19 protein-coding genes are annotated in these 19719 nt (G+C 73.5%); 15 read left to right on the forward strand and 4 right to left on the reverse strand.

The features are described 5' to 3' along the window. Positions 1-5 precede the first annotated feature (5 nt). Complete coding sequence (pyrF, locus tag ACIBG7_RS09925) at positions 6-704, forward strand: orotidine-5'-phosphate decarboxylase (protein ID WP_397335949.1); 699 nt, start codon at positions 6-8, stop codon at positions 702-704. 91 nt (positions 705-795) lie between these two features. Here the strand turns inward: pyrF and ACIBG7_RS09930 are convergent, their stop codons facing one another. The 4 genes from ACIBG7_RS09930 to ACIBG7_RS09945 form a co-directional block, all read right to left on the reverse strand. Then, positions 796-1338 (reverse strand): hypothetical protein, encoded by a 543-nt coding sequence (locus ACIBG7_RS09930; RefSeq protein ID WP_357924270.1) that lies wholly within the window; start codon positions 1336-1338, stop codon positions 796-798. Positions 1339-1372: 34 nt separating this feature from the next. Further along, complete coding sequence (locus ACIBG7_RS09935) at positions 1373-2080, reverse strand: response regulator (protein ID WP_397335800.1); 708 nt, start codon at positions 2078-2080, stop codon at positions 1373-1375. 115 nt (positions 2081-2195) lie between these two features. Further along, positions 2196-3416: a sensor histidine kinase gene (locus ACIBG7_RS09940; protein WP_397335801.1), complete on the reverse strand. Its 1221-nt coding sequence runs from the start codon at positions 3414-3416 to the stop codon at positions 2196-2198. Between the two features lie 3 nt (positions 3417-3419). Continuing rightward, on the reverse strand, positions 3420-4424 hold the full coding sequence (locus ACIBG7_RS09945; RefSeq protein WP_397335802.1) for a polyprenyl synthetase family protein: 1005 nt from the start codon (positions 4422-4424) through the stop codon (positions 3420-3422). Between the two features lie 252 nt (positions 4425-4676). Between ACIBG7_RS09945 and mihF the strand changes: the two genes are divergently transcribed. The 14 genes from mihF to rpe all read left to right on the forward strand — a co-directional run bounded on the left by mihF (position 4677) and on the right by rpe (position 19566). Next, the gene (mihF, locus tag ACIBG7_RS09950; protein ID WP_357924277.1) at positions 4677-5000 is read left to right on the forward strand and encodes an integration host factor, actinobacterial type; all 324 of its coding nucleotides are present in this window, start codon (positions 4677-4679) and stop codon (positions 4998-5000) included. Between the two features lie 63 nt (positions 5001-5063). Continuing rightward, entirely contained in the window at positions 5064-5666 is a 603-nt protein-coding gene (gene gmk / locus ACIBG7_RS09955; protein ID WP_397335950.1) for a guanylate kinase, read from the forward strand. A 5-nt stretch (positions 5667-5671) separates the two neighbouring features. Next, positions 5672-5941 carry a DNA-directed RNA polymerase subunit omega gene (gene rpoZ / locus ACIBG7_RS09960; RefSeq protein WP_357924279.1) on the forward strand — a complete coding sequence of 90 codons (270 nt, stop codon included), beginning with the start codon at positions 5672-5674 and terminating at the stop codon, positions 5939-5941. Between the two features lie 7 nt (positions 5942-5948). Further along, the gene (gene coaBC, locus ACIBG7_RS09965) at positions 5949-7142 is read left to right on the forward strand and encodes a bifunctional phosphopantothenoylcysteine decarboxylase/phosphopantothenate--cysteine ligase CoaBC (protein ID WP_397335803.1); all 1194 of its coding nucleotides are present in this window, start codon (positions 5949-5951) and stop codon (positions 7140-7142) included. A gap of 105 nt (positions 7143-7247) precedes the next feature. Further along, entirely contained in the window at positions 7248-7616 is a 369-nt protein-coding gene (locus ACIBG7_RS09970; RefSeq protein WP_357924283.1) for a hypothetical protein, read from the forward strand. A gap of 130 nt (positions 7617-7746) precedes the next feature. After that, entirely contained in the window at positions 7747-8934 is a 1188-nt protein-coding gene (gene metK, locus ACIBG7_RS09975; RefSeq protein WP_357924285.1) for a methionine adenosyltransferase, read from the forward strand. A gap of 135 nt (positions 8935-9069) precedes the next feature. Next, entirely contained in the window at positions 9070-11274 is a 2205-nt protein-coding gene (locus tag ACIBG7_RS09980; RefSeq protein ID WP_397335804.1) for a primosomal protein N', read from the forward strand. Between the two features lie 49 nt (positions 11275-11323). After that, positions 11324-12826, forward strand: coding sequence for a hypothetical protein (locus tag ACIBG7_RS09985; protein WP_397335805.1), 1503 nt, complete (start codon positions 11324-11326; stop codon positions 12824-12826). A gap of 31 nt (positions 12827-12857) precedes the next feature. Next, complete coding sequence (locus ACIBG7_RS09990) at positions 12858-14126, forward strand: hypothetical protein (RefSeq protein ID WP_357924291.1); 1269 nt, start codon at positions 12858-12860, stop codon at positions 14124-14126. Positions 14127-14159: 33 nt separating this feature from the next. Continuing rightward, positions 14160-14708, forward strand: coding sequence for a peptide deformylase (gene def / locus ACIBG7_RS09995; protein WP_357924293.1), 549 nt, complete (start codon positions 14160-14162; stop codon positions 14706-14708). After that, positions 14705-15634: a methionyl-tRNA formyltransferase gene (gene fmt / locus ACIBG7_RS10000; RefSeq protein ID WP_397335806.1), complete on the forward strand. Its 930-nt coding sequence runs from the start codon at positions 14705-14707 to the stop codon at positions 15632-15634. The genes def and fmt overlap by 4 nt, the downstream gene beginning before the upstream one ends. Then, positions 15634-17241: an RsmB/NOP family class I SAM-dependent RNA methyltransferase gene (locus ACIBG7_RS10005; protein ID WP_397335807.1), complete on the forward strand. Its 1608-nt coding sequence runs from the start codon at positions 15634-15636 to the stop codon at positions 17239-17241. Before fmt ends, ACIBG7_RS10005 begins: the two co-directional genes overlap by 1 nt. Before the next feature lie 272 nt (positions 17242-17513). Next, the gene (locus ACIBG7_RS10010) at positions 17514-18890 is read left to right on the forward strand and encodes a pyridoxal phosphate-dependent decarboxylase family protein (protein ID WP_397335808.1); all 1377 of its coding nucleotides are present in this window, start codon (positions 17514-17516) and stop codon (positions 18888-18890) included. A gap of 13 nt (positions 18891-18903) precedes the next feature. Further along, a complete protein-coding gene (gene rpe, locus ACIBG7_RS10015) occupies positions 18904-19566 on the forward strand; it encodes a ribulose-phosphate 3-epimerase (RefSeq protein WP_397335809.1) in 663 nt (220 codons plus the stop codon). Positions 19567-19719 lie beyond the last annotated feature (153 nt).

A 19719-nucleotide genomic window follows, 5' to 3' on the forward strand; every position in this document is an offset into this window, starting at 1 on the left:
CCGCCGTGACCCCAGCGCCCATCGCCGTCGCCCTCGACGCGCCCGACCTCGAGACCGCCGCCCGCTGGGCCTCCCTGGTGACGCCGCACGTGAGCACGGTCAAGGTCGGCCTGGAGCTGTACCTGCGCTACGGGCCCGACGTGATCGCCTCGGTGCGGGGGGCCAGCGGCGTGCAGGTCTTCCTCGACCTCAAGCTGCACGACATCCCCAACACCGTCGCCGGGGCCACCCGCTCGGTCGCCCGGCTGCGGCCCGCCTACCTGACCGTGCACGCGGCCGGGGGACCGGCCATGATCCGCGCCGCGGTCGAGGCCGCGCCGCACACCAAGATCGCCGCGGTGACCGTGCTCACCTCGCTGACCGCCGCCGACCTGGCCGCGATCGGGCTGGACGGGCCGACGCCCGACGCGGTCCGCCGGCTCGCCGCGCTGTCGGTGGCGGCCGGGGCCACCGCCCTGGTCTGCTCGCCGCACGAGGTGGCCGCGGTCCGCGCCGAGGTGGGGGCGGGCATCGACCTGATCACCCCGGGCGTACGGCCGGCCGGGGCGGACACCCAGGACCAGGCCCGGGTGGCGACGCCCGAGCAGGCGCTGGCCGACGGGGCCGACCTGCTGGTCATCGGGCGGCCGATCACCGGCTCGGCCGACCCCGGGGCGACCGCCGCGGCCATCGCGGCCTCGCTGCGCCGTACGGTGTCTTCCTGAGGCGGGGCGGGTCGCTGGGACGGGCCGGGGAAGGCCGGCCGGCCACCTGATCTCCTTGAGTGGCCCTCACCCGGGTCTTCCCGCGGGAGCGTCAGGCGGTGGCCGAGCCCGCCACGGCGGCCAGGGCGCGGCGGCGGATGGCGGCCAGCCACACCCGCCTGATCAGCCCGCTGGGCAGCCGGATGACCATCCAGTACGGCCGGAACCACCGCCGCGCCCGCGCGTCGGTGCCGCGCACCCGCGTCTCGGTCACCAGGACCCCGTCCGCCAGCCGGAAGTTGAAGGCGATCTTCACGAATCCGGGCGTCGCGAAGGCCCGCAACGCCGGCCCTGGAGCAACCTCGGGCAACCGCGCGTCCGCCCCGAACCCCACCCGGTTGAGCGAGCCGATCACCACCTCGCCCGAGTCGCGATCCAGCAGGGTGAAGCCGCCGCCGAGCATGTCGGCCAGGATCGGGCGGCCGGCGGCATGGCCGTCCTTGGGGAAGCGCAGGGCCATCAGAAGACGGAAGACCGGCACCTCGGCCCAGGTGGTCTCCTCGATCGCCCGGAACACCACGTCGGGCGCGGCGCCGAGCGGGATCCGGTGGATCTCACGATGGTCCCATTCGGGCATGATCTGGTCGAGTCGCATGCTTCGATGCTTTCGCCCCGACGGGCCGGGCGGATCAGCCTCTGGACGGGTCGCCGGGCTGCTTCCCCGGCAGTACGAGACCCGACTCGTACGCCGCCACGACCAGTTGCGCGCGGTCGCGCAGGCCCAGCTTGACCATCGCCCGGCTGACGTGCGTCTTGGCGGTCAGCGGGGCCATGCCCAGCCGGGCGGCGATCTCGTCGTTGGACAGCCCGCCGGCCACCAGGGCGACCACCTCGCGTTCGCGGCCGGTGAGCACGTCGAGGTCGCCCGGGACGGCCCGCGCCTCGGGGTGGGCGTGCAACTGGGCGAAGCGGGCGATCACCCGGCGGGTGACGCCGGGGGAGAGCAGGGCCTCGCCGCGGGCGACCACCCGGATCGCCTGGAGTAGTTCCTCGGGCTCGGCGTCCTTGGCCAGGAAGCCGCTGGCGCCCGCGCCGAGCGCCTCGAAGACGTTGGCGTCCTCCACGTAGGTGGTGAGGACGACCACGCGGACCTCGTCGAGGGCGGGGTCGCCGGCGATCAGCCGGGTCGCGGTGAGGCCGTCCACGTGCGGCATGCGGATGTCCATCAGGACCACGTCGGGGCGCAGGTCGCGGGCGAGGGCGACCGCCTGGCCGCCGTCGCCCGCCTCGCCCACCACCTCGACGCCGGGCTCCGTGCCCAGCAACGCGCGGAATCCGGTGCGGACCAGCACCTGGTCGTCGGCGATCAGGACCCGGATCGGACGCTCGTGAGTCATGGGCGGTCCGTCCTGCGGTGAAGGGTCGGGCGGTGGGTCATGGGCGGGCCACCGTGCGAGAGGGGGGCCGGGCGGTCGGTCATGGGCGGGTCACCGTGCGGAAGGGAGCGGTGGGTCATGGGCGGGCCACCGTGCGGAAGGGGAGGCGCGCGTGGACACGGAAGCCGCCCTCAGGGCCCGCGCCGGTCACCACCGAGCCGCCCAGGGCCGCGAACCGCTCCCGCATCCCCGCCAGCCCATAGCCCCCGCCCCCGGCGCCACCCGTGAAGCCGGGGCCGCCGGTCGGGGTGGCCGGCACGGGCGGCGGAGGCCCGGCGCCGTCGTCGGTCACCTCGATCACCAGCTCCGCCTCCCCGTACGCCAGCACCACCTCGGCGCTCGCCCCCGCCCCCGCGTGCCGCAGCACGTTCGTGAGCGACTCCTGGACGCACCGGTACACGGCGACCCCGGCCTCGTCCGCCAGGGGCCGCGGCAGGCCCTCCACGCGCGCCTGGACGCTCATCCCGGCGTCCCGCACGGCCGCGAGCAGGGTGTCGAGCCCCTCGGCCCCCTCACCGGCCCGCGTGACGCCGCCCCGGAGGTCGCCCACGGTGGCCCGCAGCTCGGCCAGCGCCTCCTTGGCCGCCGTCCGTATCGCGGTGAGCGAGGCGGCCACCTGGGGCGCCGGCTCGCCCAGCACCCGCAACGTGGCGGCGGCCTGGACGGCGATGCCCGCCATGCTGTGCGCCACCACGTCGTGCAGGTCGCGGGCGATGCGCAGCCGCTCCTCGACCACCCGCTGCTCGGCCTCGCGCCGCGCCTCGGCGATCTTGGCCTCGGCGGCCTCGCGGCGGCTGCTGACCATCTCGCCGAGCAGCACCGGCCCGCCGAAGATCGCGGTCACCACGCCGAAGAAGGCGATCACCGTGCCGGCCGCCGCGCCCGCGTCGCCGTACAGCTCGACGATGCGCGGCACCCAGCGCCCGGCGGCCAGCACCGAGACCGCCAGGCCGATCGCCACCGCCGCGCGGTGGCGGCCGGTCAGGGCGGCGGTGAGCAGGCAGATCATCACCGGCAGCACCACCGGGCCGACCGTGTAGCCGCCGAGCATGTAGGCGGTGAACAGGCCCACGGTCAGCCCCAGGGCCAGCCGCGGGCGGCGAGAGCGGACCAGCAGTGCCAGCGCCGAGGCGACCAGCAGCGTGTGGCCGAGCCAGTCGAGCGGGCTGTTGACCAGGCGCACCGGCGGGTTGCCGCCGGTGTCGTAGACGTAGATCGGCACCGAGACGATGAGCACGCCCGCGAGCTGGACCGGCACCATCGCCAGCGCCAGCAGCCAGTCTCGGGTCGGGGGCACGGATCAGATCGTACGGTGCACGACGTGCTCGCACAGCGCCAGGAGCACCTCGCGGGCCGGCCGCGGGGGCAGCGCCCGCGCGATGGCCGCCGCCTCGCCGGCGTAGCGCTCGACCTCGGCACGGGCGCTGCCGATCGCCGGGGAGCGGCGCAGCAGCTCCAGCGCCTCGGCATGCCGGGCGGGATCGGTGAGCGGGCCGGAGGCCAGCAGCTCGGCCAGCCGCCCGCCGTCCAGGGCCAGCGCGTGCAGCACGGGCAGCGTCAGCACGCCCTCGCGCAGATCCGTGCCGGCCCCCTTGCCCGACTCCGACGGCTCCGACAGCACGTCGATGAGGTCGTCGGAGAGCTGGAAGGCCATGCCCAGCAGCTCGCCGTACTCGGCCAGCATGCCCGACACCCGCCGTCCCGCGCCAGAGCACAGGCCGCCGAGCCGCGCCGACAGCCGGATCAGCGAGGCGGACTTGTCGTGCAGCACGCCCAGGTGGTGGTCGAGCGGATCCACCCCCGCCGCCGGGCCCGCGGTCTCCGCGATCTGCCCGGCGACCAGGCGCGCGACGCACTGCGCCTGCTCGGTCTTGGCCTTCTGCGGCAGGTCGAGGCTGGCCGCCTTGGTGAACAGGTAGTCGCCGGCCAGGATAGCGATCTTGGTGTTCCAGCGCACGTGCGCGCTCGGAACGCCGTGCCGCAGGGGAGCCCCGTCCATCACGTCGTCGTGGTACAGCGTGGCCGCGTGGATCAGCTCGACGCTCGCCGCGGCCTGCCGTACGGCGGGGCGGGCCGGGTCGCCGAACTCCGCGCCGAGGAGCACCAGCAGCGGGCGCATCCGCTTGCCGCCGGCGGCCAGCAGATATCCGGCCGCCTCGGCCATGAGCGCGGGCCCGTCCGAAATCGTCCGCCGCAGAAGCTCCTCGACCGCCGACAGCTCCCCGTGCAGCCGGGCGGCGAGCGCGGGATCGGTGGCTGTCAGGAGCTTCGCGACGGTGTCCGGGCGTTGCTGGGTGACTGTCATGAATCCCAGTGTTTCCCGGCGTTTCCGGGGTTTCGTCGATCTTCGGTATGGTCTGCCTACTGCTCCCTCGGCAGGAGGCTGCTCCCTCGGAAGTAGCTCGAATGATCGACGGAGCGTGGTTTTATCATCACTGAAAGTGATGAAGTTGATTTTGTCGTGAGAGAAACGGCTCCTGACATTGCCTAGGAGTCGTTGACCAGCTACTTTCCCTTTTCGACCGAGTACATCGACAGAAATTCGAGGTGACCCGGCGTGGCTCTTCCTCCCCTGACCCCCGAGCAGCGCGCCGCAGCCCTGGAGAAGGCTGCCAAGGCCCGCAAAGAGCGTGCCGAGGTCAAGAACGATCTCAAGCACGGGCGGATCGCGCTCTCCGAGGTGCTCAAGAACGGGCAGACCGACGACGTCATCGGCAAGATGAAGGTTTCGGCCCTTCTGGAGTCGCTCCCCGGCGTGGGCAAGGTCCGCGCCAAGCAGCTCATGGAGCGGCTGCAGATCGCCGAGTCCCGCCGCGTGCGCGGCCTCGGAGCGAACCAGAGGGCTGCCCTCGAGCGCGAGTTCGGTGGCGCCGAGAGCTAATCTCGGTAGCACCACAAGCGCAAGGTTCGACCCAGGGGGTAGCAGCAAGTGACCGACAGCTCCATCGATGGTGACTTCTCTGCCTCCAGGCGCCTGACGGTCCTGTCCGGTCCGTCGGGCGTCGGCAAGTCCACGGTCGTCGCCGAGATCCGGCGGGCACACCCCGAGGTGTGGCTGTCGGTCTCGGTGACCACCCGCAAGCCCCGGCCCGGCGAGAGCCACGGGGTCGAGTACTTCTTCGCCGACGACGCCGAGTTCGACCGGCTCGTCGCCGAAGGCGAGCTGCTGGAGTGGGCCGAGTTCGCCGGCAACCGCTACGGCACCCCGCGCCGCCCCGTCGCCGAGCGGCTGGCCGCCGGCGCCCCCGTCCTGCTGGAGATCGACCTCCAGGGCGCCCGCCAGGTACGGCGGAGCATGCCCGAGGCCCTGCTGGTCTTCCTCGCCCCGCCCTCGTGGGAGGAGCTGGAGAAGCGGCTGCGCGGCCGCGGCACCGAGCCGGAGGACGTGATCGCCCGCCGCCTGGCCGCCGGCCGGATCGAGCTGGCCGCCGAGCCCGAGTTCGACACGACCCTGGTCAACACGAACGTCCATGACGTGTGCCTGCGGCTGATAGCCTTGATGACTGACCCTCAGGGGGTCACCCCAGTTTCCAACCGAGAGGTCTGACTGACGTGGCTGGCATTGCCCCGTCGGCGGAGGGCATCACCCACCCGCCGATCGACACGCTGCTCGACATCGTCGACAGCAAGTACTCATTGGTGATCATGGGCTCGAAGCGGGCGCGCCAGATCAACGCCTACTACTCCCAGCTCGGCGAGGGCCTGCTGGAGTACGTCGGCCCGCTCGTCGAGACGCACGCCCAGGAGAAGCCGCTCTCGATCGCGCTGCGCGAGATCTCCGAGGGCCTGCTCAACGCCGAGCCCATCGAAGGCGCGGTCTGAGCCGTCCGTGAACGTCGTCCTGGGGGTCGGCGCGGGCATCGCCGCCTACAAAGCGTGCGAGCTGCTCCGGCTCTTCACGGAGTCCGGGCACACCGTCCGCGTGGTGCCCACCCGCGACGCCCTGCGCTTCGTCGGTGAACCCACCTGGGCGGCGCTCTCCGGAAACCCGGTCACGACCGACGTGTGGGACTCGGTGCACGAGGTCCCGCACGTCCGGATCGGCCAGAACGCCGATCTCGTGGTGGTCGCCCCGGCGACCGCCGACATCCTCGCCAAGGCCGCGCACGGCCTGGCCGGTGACCTGCTCACCAACACTCTGCTCACCGCCCGGTGTCCCGTGGTGTTCGCTCCCGCGATGCACACCGAGATGTGGGAGCACCCCGCCACCCGCGCCAACGTCGAGACCTTGCGCGCGCGGGGCTCGATCGTCATCGACCCGGCCGTCGGCAGGCTGACCGGCGCCGACACCGGGCCCGGGCGGCTGCCCGACCCCGCCGAGATCTTCGCCGTCTGCGCGCGGGTGCTGCGCGGCCGGCCCCGCGACTTGGCCGGGCGCACCGTCGTCGTCTCCGCGGGCGGCACCCGCGAGGCGATCGACCCGGTGCGCTACCTCGGCAACCGCTCCTCGGGGCTGCAGGGCTACGCCCTCGCCCGGACCGCGGTCGCCCGGGGGGCCGAGGTCGTGCTCGTCTCCGCCAACGCCGCGCTGCCCGACCCCGCCGGGGCCAAGGTGGTGCGGGTGGAGTCGGCCGTCGAGCTGCGCGAGGCCGTGCTGGCCGCCGCCGGGTCGGCCGACGTCGTGGTGATGGCCGCGGCCGTCGCCGACTTCCGGCCCGCCACGGCGCTGGAGTCGAAGATCAAGAAGACTGACGACGCCCCCGCCGCGATCTCACTGGTCAAGAACCCCGACATCCTCGCCGAGCTCGGCGAGCGCCGCCGCTCCGGGGTGGCCGGGCCGTCGGTGATCGTGGGCTTCGCCGCCGAGACCGACGACGTGCTGGCCAACGGGCAGGCCAAGCTGGCACGAAAGGGCTGCGACCTGCTCGTGGTCAACCAGGTCGGGCGCGGCCTGGCCTTCGGCACCCCGGACAACGCGGCCACCGTGCTGGTCGCCGGGGGCGCGCCGGTCGAGGTGCCCCGTGGTCCCAAGGAAGACGTGGCCGACGCGGTCTGGGACCTGGTCGCCCCCCGCCTGCCCTGACCCTCCCCGGCGAGCCGGCCATACGGGATATACGGCTTGTCTGATCACCTGTTGCGACATTTGGTGTGGCTGCGGATACTGGCCCCACATGGGGGGAGTACGTGCATGCCGTTGAGTTCGACCGTTCGTGACCGCTGCCGGATCCTGCTCGGCGAGGACGAGAGCATCCGCTACGTCTTCCCCGCCCTGTCGGTGGGCCCGCCGGGCGTCGCCAACTTCCTCATCGTCGTCACCGACCGGGCGATCCGGGTGCTGGCCACCAGGATGTTGCGCAGCGATCGCCCCGTGTCGATCTACGCGACCTACCCCCGGGCCACCCGCCTGGGGCCGATCATGTACGGGCCGGGTCCCCTCATCGAGCTGGGCTCCATGACGCTGGAGTTCGACGAGGAGTACGCTGCCGTGGTCTCGGCGGCCGACGCCGAGGTCTTCGCGCCGGAGACCCTGCCACCCGACCCGCTGCCCGACCTGTGATCAGTATGTGAACGATTTCGCTACCTGGACACGGGTAGGGCTAGACTTCGGCGAAGCCTGCCGAGAGGCCGTCGCAAACCCCGCCGCAGGCGGATACACCGTCAGCAGCCGCTGCATAGGAGCCACTGAGTTGTCACGTCGCTTGTTCACCTCCGAGTCGGTCACCGAAGGCCACCCGGACAAGATCGCCGACCAGATCAGTGACGCGATTCTCGACGCCATGCTCAAGGACGACCCCAAGAGCCGGGTCGCCGTCGAGACGCTGATCACCACGGGCCAGGTCCACGTCGCGGGCGAGGTGACGACCGAGACCTACGTCGACATCCCCGCGCTCATCCGCGAGAAGATCCTCGAGATCGGTTACGACGCCTCCCACAAGGGCTTCGACGGCGCCTCCTGTGGTGTGTCGGTCTCCATCGGCGCGCAGTCGCCCGACATCGCGCAGGGCGTCGACGACGCCTACGAGCACCGCGTCGCCGGCGACACCGACGAGCTCGACCGGCAGGGCGCCGGCGACCAGGGCCTCATGTTCGGCTACGCCACGAACGAGACGCCCGAGCTCATGCCGCTGCCGATCCTGCTGGCGCACAAGCTCGCCCGCCGGCTGTCGGAGGTCCGCAAGTCCGGCACGGTGCCCTACCTGCGTCCCGACGGCAAGACCCAGGTGACCATCGAGTACGACGGCGACAAGCCGGTCCGCCTCGACACGGTCGTGGTCTCCACGCAGCACGCGGCCGAGATCGACCTGGCCGAGATGCTCACCCCCGACATCAAGGAGCACGTGGTCGACCCCGTGCTCGCCGGGCTCGAGCTCGACACCGACGGCTACCGCCTGCTGGTCAACCCGACCGGCCGCTTCGAGATCGGCGGCCCGATGGGCGACGCCGGCCTCACCGGCCGCAAGATCATCGTCGACACCTACGGCGGCATGGCCCGCCACGGCGGCGGCGCCTTCTCCGGCAAGGACCCGTCGAAGGTGGACCGCTCGGCCGCCTACGCCATGCGCTGGGTCGCCAAGAACGTCGTCGCGGCCGGCCTCGCCGACCGCTGCGAGGTCCAGGTCGCCTACGCCATCGGCAAGGCCCAGCCGGTCGGCCTGTTCGTCGAGACCTTCGGCACCGAGAAGGTCGCGGTGGAGAAGATCCAGGAGTCCGTGCTCGCGGTCTTCGACCTCCGCCCGGCCGCGATCATCCGCGACCTCGACCTGCTGCGGCCGATCTACTCCGAGACCGCCGCCTACGGGCACTTCGGCCGCGACGGGTTCTCCTGGGAGTCCACCGACCGCGCCGCCGCCCTGCGCCAGGCCGCCGGCCTGTAGGTCAGCTTCCGGACGGGCCGCACCCCCACTGGGGGGTGCGGCCCTTTCCGAGGTTTCCGGTACGGCAGGCGTGGCGTCCGGGGTGGTGCCGTCGTCCTGGCAATCGATCATGAGCGGTTCTGGTAGACCTGTGGCGTGACCGACGACGCCCTCCTCCCGCTCGACGCCGTCCGGGGGAAAACCCCTGGCAGGAGCGCCAAAGGTGCGCCGGTCGCCGCTCCTTCGCAGCCGGTCGCGCGGGTCGCGGTGGACACGCCGTTGCCGCATCTCGACCGGCTCTTCGACTACCTGGTGCCCGAGCAGTTCCACGACAGTGCGGTGCCCGGGGTGCGGGTGCGGGTGCGGTTCGCGGGCAAGCTCGTGGACGGGTTCCTGCTCGGCCGGGCCGAACGCAGCGAGCACGAAGGGCGGCTCACGCCGCTCGAACGGGTGGTCTCGGCCGAGCCGGTGCTGACCGAGGAGGTCGCCGGGCTCGCCCGGGCCGTCGCCGACCGGTACGCGGGCACGCTGGCCGACGTCCTGCGCCTGGCCGTCCCGCCCCGCCACGCCAAGGTCGAGGCCGAACCCCGCCCCGAAACCCCCGAACCCCGCCCCGAAACCCCCGAGCCCGCCTCCGCCCAGCCGGAGGGCTCCCCTTCTTCCGATGCCCAGCCCGATCCCGCCTTGCTGCCGGACGCCGCACCCGAAGAGACCACCGGTGCCTGGGCCGACTACCCCATGGGCCCGTCGTTCCTCGACGCCCTGGAGCACGGCCGTGCCCCCCGGGCGGTGTGGAGCGCCCTCCCCGGAACCGCGTGGACCGGCCCGATGGCCCAGGCGGTGGCCGCGACGCTGGCCGGCGGCCGGGGCGCGGTGGTGGTGGTCCCCGACGGCAAGGACGTCGAACTGCTCGACCAGGCCCTGCTCGCCCACCTCGGCCCCGGCCGGCACGTGGCCCTCACCGCCGGCCTGGGCCCGTCCGAGCGCTACCGCCGCTGGCTGAAGGTCCTCAGAGGCGAGGTGCGAGCCGTCGCCGGCACCAGGGCCGCGATGTTCGCCCCCGTGCACGAGCTCGGCCTGGTGGCGATCTGGGACGACGGCGACGACCTGCACGCCGAGCGCCTGGCCCCCTATCCGCACGCCCGCGAGGTGCTGGCCCTGCGCGCGCATCGCACCGGCGCCGCCATGCTGATCGGCTCGCACGGCCGTACCGCCGAGGCGACGCAGCTCATCGCCTCGGGCTGGGCCCGGCCGATCCTGGCCAGGCGCGAGACGATCCGCGCGGTGGCCCCCCGGGTGCGCCCGGCGGGGGAGGACGCCGAACTGGCCAAGGACCAGGCGGCGCGCGCGGCCCGGCTGCCGAGCATCGCCTGGCGGGTGCTGAAGGAGGGGCTGGAGCACGGGCCGGTGCTGATCCAGGTGCCCCGGCGCGGCTACGTGCCGGTGATCGCCTGCCAGAACTGCCGGGAGCCGGCGCGCTGCGCCCTGCCGCCGACCCGCTCGGTCCCGGCGTCCGGTCCGGGGGAGAGCGGGCCGCAGGCGAGCATGGAAGGGATGATGCTGGAGCCGCCCGCCCGCGCGCTGACCGACCTGGTGTGCCACGGGCCGCTCGCGTTGCGTTCCGGGCATGCCGCGCCGTACTGCCGCTGGTGCGGGCGGGTGGACGCGGCCTGGCGGTGCCCGTCCTGCGGCGGCGGCCGGGTGCGGGCGGTGGTGATCGGCGCCCGCCGTACCGCGGAGGAGCTGGGCCGGGCCTTCCCCTCGACGCGGGTCAAGACCTCCGGCCGCGACGGCGTGCTGGCGACGGTCGGCGGCAAGCCCGCGCTGGTGGTCGCCACGCCCGGGGCGGAGCCGGTGGCAGAAGGCGGCTACGCGGCGGCGGTGCTGCTCGACGGCTGGGCGCTCCTGGGCCGCGCCGACCTGCGCGCGGCCGAGGAGGCGCTGCGCCGGTGGATGAACGCCGCCGCCCTGCTCAGACCCGCCGCCGAGCTGGTCGTGCTGGCCGACGGCGCGCTCCCGGTGGTGCAGGCGCTGCTGCGCTGGGACCCGGTGACCCACGCCGAGCGCGAGCTGGCCGAACGCGCCGAACTGGGCTTCCCGCCCGCGGTGCGGATGGCGACGCTGACCGGCGCGCCGGCGGCGGTCCGGCAGGTGCTGGAGGAGGTACGGCTGCCGCCGTCCGCCCAGGTGCTGGGCCCGGTGCCGGTGGGCGACGGGGGCCAGGAGCGGGCGATGGTGCGCGTCCCGAGGCCCGACGGCGCGGCGCTGGCCGCTGCGCTCAAGGGGGCCAGCGGGGTGCGTGCGGCGCGTAAGGCGCCGGATATCGTGCGGGTGAGTGTCGACCCGCTCGACCTGATTTAGCCCATTTCCCCGATTCGCGGGGCTGCCTGTAACCCGTTAGCGTGCCTCTGTGTCCATCGATTGGGTGAACCAGGCCATAGACGACCTACGTTCCTGGGGCCGTGCGGAGCACGTCGAGGTGGATGCCGACGAGATCCGCCTGCTGTGCGACTACGCCAGCGACTACCTCGGCGTGAGCCGGGTGGGCGAGTTCACCCCGGACGTCTTCGACGAACTGCTGCTGTCGATCTACCCACGCCGGGTCATCACGCCCCCGGAGAGCGCCGCCGAGACCGTCGCGGCGGCCCGCACGCTCGTCGCCTACCTGCGCGCGATCGGCGAGGTGAGCGCCGAGACCGCGGCGGAGATGGACGAGCGGCTGGCGGCCCTGGCCGGGAAGATGGCCGAGGCGCTGGCCGACCCGGGCAACTTCAGCATGACCAAGAGCCTGTTCAGCTCGATCGGGCCCGAGTCGCTGGAGCAGCCGGTCTCGATCCCGTCGGGGGAGCGGCAGCCGTCGGCGCCGGCCGACGAGGCCATGTGCGACTGCCCGGGCTGCTCACCGCTGCCCGCCGTACGGCTGGCTCCGCCGGAGGAGCTGGCGGCGGCGGTCGCGGAGGTGCCGCTGCTGGCCGGCAAGCTGCCGCCGGGCCTCGAACGGCTGCTGGCCGAGCGCGGCGACGACCCGCTCGACCGGTGGGCGGCGACGGTGGAGTGGCTGCTGGAGCACGACACCGGCGGCGAGATCACCGGCAGCCCGCAGGCCGACGCCGAGCTGTTCGACCTGTTCGACATGCTCTTCCGGCTGCAGCTCCCGGTGCCCGTGGCGCTGGTGGCCGAGTACCTGGAGGAGATCGTCGAGGCCGGGCCGGTGGAGCTCGACCGGGCGGTCGGCGGCCTGGAGTACGCCGGGCTGGTCGAGGTGGCCGACGACACCGTGACGCTCACCCCGCTGGCGATCTGGGGACTGCGCGAACTCTACCTGGAGCGCGGACTGCACTCCCCACAGGCCCCCGACCTGGCCGACGCCGACGCGATGGGCCTGATCGAGGGCCTGCTGCAGGGCATCCCGACCGAGCTGGCCGAGGAGGACATCCGGCGCTGGCTGGAGGGCCGCACCTCCGCCGAGGCCGCCGCCGAACTGCTCGGCACCGCCTCCGGCGCGCCCGCGGTGGCCCGCGGCATCGCGATCACCATCGTCGACCGCCTCGACGCCGGCGCCGAACCGGCCGTCCGCGCCTGCCTCGACGACCCCGAGCTGCGCCCGCACGCCATCCACTGGCTGACCGCCCGCCGCCTGCCCGCCCCCGCGCTGACCCAGGCCGAGCTGCTGTGGGTGAGCGTCGACATGCTCGCCCTGGCGATGCCCGCGGCCGAGGACGACCCCGAGATGTTCGCCGAGAACATGGCGGCCTCCGGACCGCCCGCGCACCTGATCGAGGAGATGTGGCGGGTGGACCACCCCGACGTGGTCGAGGTGCTCGAACTGCTCGGTCGCTCGCTGCCCGACGGTACCCTCGCCAAGGCCGCCCGCAAGGCCGCCTTCAAGGCCCGGTCCCGCGCGATCGGGTGAAGCTGGGACTGGTGTGCAGTAAGTTTCCTGAGTGGCAAACAACGTCATCGATCTGAGACCCCCCGGGCAGTCCTGCGGCTGCCCGGCCTGCGAACGGCTGAGCTTCCCCCCGGTGGCGCTGGCCGCCGACGCCGAGCTGGCCGCCCGGGTCCCCACGGTGCCGCTGGTGGCCGACGCGGTCGCGCTGGCCGCCTGGACCGGCTCGCGGGCGGTCGACGCGCAGGCGATGCTGGAGCCCGCCGACGCCGCGGCGGCGGTGGCCGAGCTGGGGCTGCGCCCCGAGCGGCTGCGCCTGCTGTGGATCGTCGCGGTCAACGGCGGCCTGCTGCGCATCACGCGGGAGCGCGCCGAGCCCGGGCCCTTCACCTTCGAGCGCGGCGTGGAGTCCACGCTGGAGTTCTGGGACGGCGTGGTCATGGACGTCCTCGACCGCGCCGACGCCGAGGGCCTGACCGGCTCGGCGGTGCTCGACGAGCACCTCGCCGAGACGCTGGCCACCGTCTACTCCGTACGCTCCGGCGTCTCGGCCGCCACCCTCGCCAAGGGCATCCTGCAGTCGCACGAGGTCGCCTGCGGCCCGCACACCGGCGGCCCGATCCTGACCGAGCTCGAAGCCGCGCTGGAACTGCTCGCCTACTGCGGCCTGGTCGAACGCACCGCGCACGGCGGCGTGCGGCTGACCCCGCTCGGCGTCTGGGCCATCCGCCAGGACCTGCGCCGCGAGGGCCACGACGCGCCCAGCGCCGCCCAGGTCGAGGTCTTCGCCGAGCTCGACGCCGCCGAACTGGTCGCCGCCATGGTCGCCGGCGGCGTCACGCCGAGCGCGGTCGGCACCTGGCTGGAACGCCACCACCCGGTCGAGGCGGCGTGGGCGCTGACCAGGATCGCCGCCGCCGGCAACGCGGGCGAGCGCGGCGCCTGCGGCACCGTCCTCGACGAGCTCGGCCCGGTCGCCGAGCCCGCCCTGCGCGCGGCACTGAGCGAGCCGCTGTTGTGGCGCTACGCCGCCTCCTGGCTGCACATCCGCGACCTCGACGCGCCCCCGCTCACCCCGGCCGACCACGCCTGGATCGCCGTGGACACCCTCGCCGCGCTGCTCTACCTCTCCGACGCGCCCGGCACCCTGCCCAGCCTCGACGAGGACCTCAACGGCCTGGTCGGGCAGATGCAGCAGGTCGACCACCCCGACACCGTCGCGGTCCTGGAGCTGCTCGCCGCCCACCACGACGACGCCACGGTCGCCAAGGCGGCGCGCAAGGCGGCGATGAAGGCCAGATCGCTCGCGGCGCGTAATCTGTAGGACATCCCCTAACGCACGACGGAGAGGTTCACCTTGGCGATCCAGGCGATCAGGTTGTTCGGCGACCCGGTGTTGCGAACGCCCGCGGCACCCGTGGTCGACTTCGACAAGGAGCTGCGCAAGCTGGTCAAGGACCTCACCGACACGATGATGGACGCGCCGGGCGCCGGCCTGGCCGCCCCGCAGATCGGCGTCGGCCTGCGGGTGTTCACCTACTACGTCGACGACCAGCTCGGCCACCTGATCAACCCCGACCTCGACCTGTCGAGCGAGCTCGACGAGGAGGGCGAGGAGGGCTGCCTGTCCTTCCCCGGCCTGAGCTACCCCACCCCGCGCGCCGTGCGCGCGGTGGCCAAGGGCTTCGACATGTACGGCGAGCCGGTCGTGCTGGAGGGCACCGACCTGATGGCGCGCTGCTTCCAGCACGAGACCGACCACCTCGACGGCATCCTGTTCATCGACCGCATGGACATCAAGCAGCGCAAGCTGGCCATGAAGGCGATCCGCGAGGCGGAGTGGTCCGGGCTCCAGGCGCCCACCGTCCGGTTCTCGCCGCACGCGACCGGCGGGAAGGCCCTGTGAGACTCGTCTTCGCCGGCACGCCCGAGACGGCGCTGCCCTCGCTGCGTGCCCTGCTCGACTCGCCCCGGCACGAGGTCGTCGCGGTCGTCACCCGGCCCGACGCCCAGTCCGGCCGCGGGCGCAAGGTGCACCCCTCGCCGGTGGCCCAGCTCGCCGAGGAGGCCGGGATCGAGGTGCTGCGGCCGGCCAAGGCGGGCGACCCCGAGTTCCTCGCCAGGCTGACCGAGCTGGCCCCCGACTGCTGCCCGGTCGTCGCCTACGGCGCGCTGCTGCCGCAGTCGGCGCTCGACATCCCCCGCTTCGGGTGGATCAACCTGCACTTCTCCCTCCTGCCGGCGTGGCGGGGGGCCGCTCCCGTGCAGCACTCCGTCCTGCACGGGGACGAGATCACCGGGGCGTGCACCTTCCAGATCGTCAAGGAGCTCGACGCCGGGCCGGTCTACGGCGTGCTCACCGAGGCCGTCCGGCCCGACGACACCAGTGGCGCGCTGCTGGAGCGGCTGGCGCAGTCGGGGGCCGGGCTGCTCGCCGCCACCCTCGACGGGGTCGAGGACGGCGCGCTGGAGGCCCGCCCGCAGCCGCTCGACGGCGTCTCCTACGCGGCCAAGCTCACCGTGGACGACGCGCGGGTCGACTGGAGCGCGCCCGCCATGCGGGTCGACCGCCTCGTGCGCGCCTGCACCCCGGCGCCCGGGCCCTGGACCGAGTTCCGTGGTCAGCGGGTCAAGCTGGGTCCGGTACGGCTTGCGCCGGAGGGTGGTCCGCTGGCGCCTGGTGAGGTGTCGGCGTCCAAGACCGCCGTCCTCGTCGGCACCGCCACCCACCCGGTCGAGCTGGGTGAGGTGCAGCCGCAGGGCAAGCGGCTGATGAGCGCGGTGGACTGGGCGCGCGGCGTGCGCCTCACGGCTGAGGATCGGCTCGTCTGATGCGCGAGGGGGGACACCAGGGGGGTTCCGGCGACCGCCGCTCGGGCGGCACGGGTCGTAGTACGGGCGGTTCGGGTGGGTCCGGGCGGGCGTCTAGCGGTGCTGGGCGTGGCTCGGGGCGGGGGCCGGGGCGGCCGGTCAAGGACGAGGCGCGGCAGGCGGCCTACGACCTGCTCCGGGCCGTCGACGAGCGCGACGCCTACGCGAACCTGCTGATGCCACGGTTGCTGCGCGAGCGCGGGCTGGGCGGCCGGGACGCCGCCCTCGCCACCGAGCTGGCCTACGGCACCCTGCGCGGCCTCGGCACCTACGACGCGATCATCGACCTGTGCGTCGACCGCCGCCCCGACCCGGAGGTGCTCGACGCGCTCCGGCTGGGCGCGCACCAGCTCCTGCGCATGCGCGTCCCGCCGCACGCGGCCGTCGGCACCACCGTCGACCTCGTACGGCTCCGCATCGGCCCCGGCCCGGCGAAGTTCGCCAACGCGGTGCTCCGCAAGATCTCCGGGCGGACCGCCGAGGAGTGGATCGCCATCGCCGCCCCGCCCGCCGACCAGGACCCCCTCGGCCACCTGGCGGTCGCGCACAGCCACCCCCGCTGGATCGTCGGCGCCTTCGCCGACGCCCTCGGCCGGGCCGAGCTGCCCGACCTCCTGGCGGCCGACAACGCCCGCCCCGTGGTGACCCTGGTCGCCCGCCCGGGCCGCAGCGACGTGGCCGAGCTGCAGGAGTGGGGGGCCGAGCCGGCCCGCTTCTCGCCCTACGGCGCGTACCTGCCCGAGGGCGACCCAGGCAAGATCCGGCCGGTGGCCGACTACCGCGCCGCCGTCCAGGACGAGGCCAGCCAGCTCGTCGCCCTCGCCCTCACCCGCGTGCCGATCGAGGGCCGGGACGAGTTCTGGCTGGACATGTGCGCCGGCCCAGGCGGCAAGGCCGGCCTCCTCGACGGCATCGCCGCCTATGGCGACGAAGCCGGCTTGGCCGCCCAGACCGCCTCGGGCTCCTCTGAGGGCTCGGTCGGCGCGGGGGAGTCGGCTGACGTGGTTGGCCGGGATGGTGGGGCCAGGGCTGAGGCAGGGCCGGGGGTTGCTGGCCGTACGTTCGCCTTCCCTGGTGGGGCGCATCTGCTGGCGGCGGACGTGCAGGTGCACCGGGCCCGTCTGGTGTGGGAGACCACCCGCGAGGCCGCGGTGATCACGGCGGACGGGACGCGGCCCGCGTGGCGGGCTGAGGCGTTCGACCGGATCATGCTGGACGCCCCCTGCACCGGCCTGGGCGCGTTGCGGCGGAGGCCGGAGGCGCGGTGGCGGCGGGATGCCCGCAGCGTGCCGGACCTCACCAAGTTGCAGCGCAGCCTGGTGGACACCGCGGTCGAGGCCCTGCGCCCCGGTGGTGTGCTGGCGTACGTGACGTGCTCGCCCCACCTGGCCGAGACCCAGGTGATCGTGGCCGACGCGCTGAAGAACCACCCCGAGCTGGAGCAGCTCGACGCACGAGAGTATCTGCCTGAGATGTCCGGTCTCGGGGAGGGTCCGCACGCGCAGTTCTGGCCGCACCGGCACGGGACGGACGCGATGTTCCTGGCTCTGCTGCGCAAGCGCGGCTGAGGCGGGTGAGCGGCCCGTCCGGCCTGGTGCTGGACGGGCCACGGGCGAGCGGTCAAGCTGTGGGTGATCAACCACGACAGCGAAGACGAGGTGCTCGTGGACATCACCGTCGAGGACCCCGGGCCTGACCTCGGCCCACCCCACACCCGCTAGCTCGGCTCCACCGCCCCGCCCACCCGGCCGGCCACCCCCGTCTCGGCCGCCTGCAGTCGGCCGCCGGTGGTGCGCGGGCGGCAGGTTCGGGTGCCGCGTGTCCTGGAGGTGGTGCCCGGATGACGGGGGTGGGTGGAGCTGGTGAGTGGCTGGGGGAGTGGCTCGGGCGGGCGGTAAGGGCGGTCGGGGCGTGGGAGGAGCGGTTCGGCGGCTATGTCCGGCATCCGGCGCTGGCGGTCGGCGGCGGGGAACTCGAGTCGGCGTTCGAGCGGCTGGTGGAGCGGCTGAGCGGGAACTATCCCTTCTTCCACCCCCGCTACGCCGGGCAGATGCTGAAGCCCCCACACCCGGCCGCCGTCCTGGGCTACGTCACGGCGATGCTGATCAAGCCCAACAACCACGCCCTCGACGGCGGGCCGCCTACGGCGCACATGGAGCGGGAGGCGGTCGCCCGGCTGGCGGACATGTTCGGGTACGGCACGCACCTGGGCCACCTGACCAGCAGCGGCACGATCGCCAACCTGGAGGCGCTGTTCGTCGCCCGCGAGCTGCACCCCGGCCAGGGCATCGCCTACAGCGCCGAGGCGCACTACACCCACGCCCGGATGTGCCGCGTCCTCGGCGTCGAGGGCCACGCCGTACCGGCTGACCAGCGCGGGCGCATCGACCTGGACGCGCTGGAGGACCTGCTGCGCACCGGCCGGATCGGCACGGTCGTGCTCACCGCCGGAACCACCGGGCTCGGCGCCGTCGACCCGATCCACGAGGCGCTGGGGATCTGCCGCCGGTACGGCACGCGCATCCACGTGGACGCCGCCTACGGCGGCTTCTTCACGCTGCTGGCCGGGCAGGAGCTCGACCCGGCGCCGTGGCGGGCGATCGCCGAGTGCGACTCCGTGGTGGTCGATCCGCACAAGCACGGGCTCCAGCCGTACGGGTGCGGGGCGGTGCTCTTCCGCGACCCGGCGGTGGGCCGCTTCTACGTGCACGACTCGCCGTACACCTATTTCACCAGCGACGAGCTGCACCTGGGGGAGATCAGCCTGGAGTGCTCCCGGGCCGGGGCCGCGGCGGCGGCGCTGTGGTTCACCTTCGAGCTGCTGCCGCCGACCCGGCAGGGGCTGGGAGAGGTGCTCGCGGCGGGACGGCGGGCGGCGCTGGCATGGGCGGGGCTGCTGGAGAAGTCGCCGGTGGTGGAGCTGTACCAGCGGCCTGAACTCGACATCGTGGCCTACTTCCCGAACCTGCCGTCGCTTTCGGAGATCGACCGGAAGTCGGCGGAGATGATGGAACGCGGCATGACGGACGACCCGGCCCGGGCCGTCTATCTCAGCACCTTCCAGGTCGCCGCCCCGGCCTTGGTCGCCCGCCATCCCGGTGTGCATGCCGATGCGCCCGGCGGGCGGGTGCTGCGGAGCGTGCTGATGAAGCCCGAGTCCGAACACGCCGTGGAACCCCTGCATGCCCGCGTCGAGGAGCTGGCGGCCGGGATCTAGACTCTGGGGCATCATGGCCGTTCAGATCTCGCCCAGCATCCTGTCCGCCGACTTCGCCCGGCTCGCCGACGAGGCCGCCCGCGTGCCCAATGCCGACTGGCTGCACGTGGATGTCATGGACAACCACTTCGTCCCCAACCTCACCCTCGGCCTGCCGGTCGTCGAAGCCCTGCGCAAGGCGACCAGCACGCCGCTCGACTGCCACCTCATGATCGAGGACCCCGACCGGTGGGCCCCGGCCTACGCCGAGGCGGGGGCCGGGAGCGTCACCATCCACGCCGAGGCCGCCAAGGCGCCGGTCCGGACCCTGCGGCAGATCCGGTCGCTGGGGGCTCGGGCTGGGTTCGCGCTCAATCCCGGGACGGCTGTGGAGCCGTATGCGGGGTTGCTGGGGGAGATCGACATGTTGTTGATCATGACCGTGGAGCCTGGGTTCGGGGGGCAGCGGTTTTTGGACCTGGTGTTGCCGAAGGTTCGGGCGGCTCGGGAGCTGATCTCTCGGCATGGGGGGGAGGTTTGGCTTCAGGTGGATGGTGGGGTTTCTGGGGAGACCATCGAGCGTTGTGCTGCTGCGGGGGCGGATGTGTTCGTGGCGGGGAATGCGGTTTATGGGGCTGAGGATCCGGCGGCGGCCATTGACCATCTTCGGGGGCTTGCTGGGGGGGTTTCCAGGTAGTCGGTGGGTTGGCGGGTGTGCAGGGGCATGTGCCTCTGCGGGGGTGCTCGCCGCATAGGTGGGTGGGGCGGGCTGGGGTTTCGTGGGGGCCGTCCCGGCTCCCCTTCCTCCGGCCCGCTCGAGTCCGCCCGCTCCAGTTCGTCCGCCCGCCGG

Origin of the sequence: Nonomuraea sp. NPDC050328 (assembly GCF_044459405.1) — a bacterium.
Lineage (GTDB): Bacteria > Actinomycetota > Actinomycetes > Streptosporangiales > Streptosporangiaceae > Nonomuraea.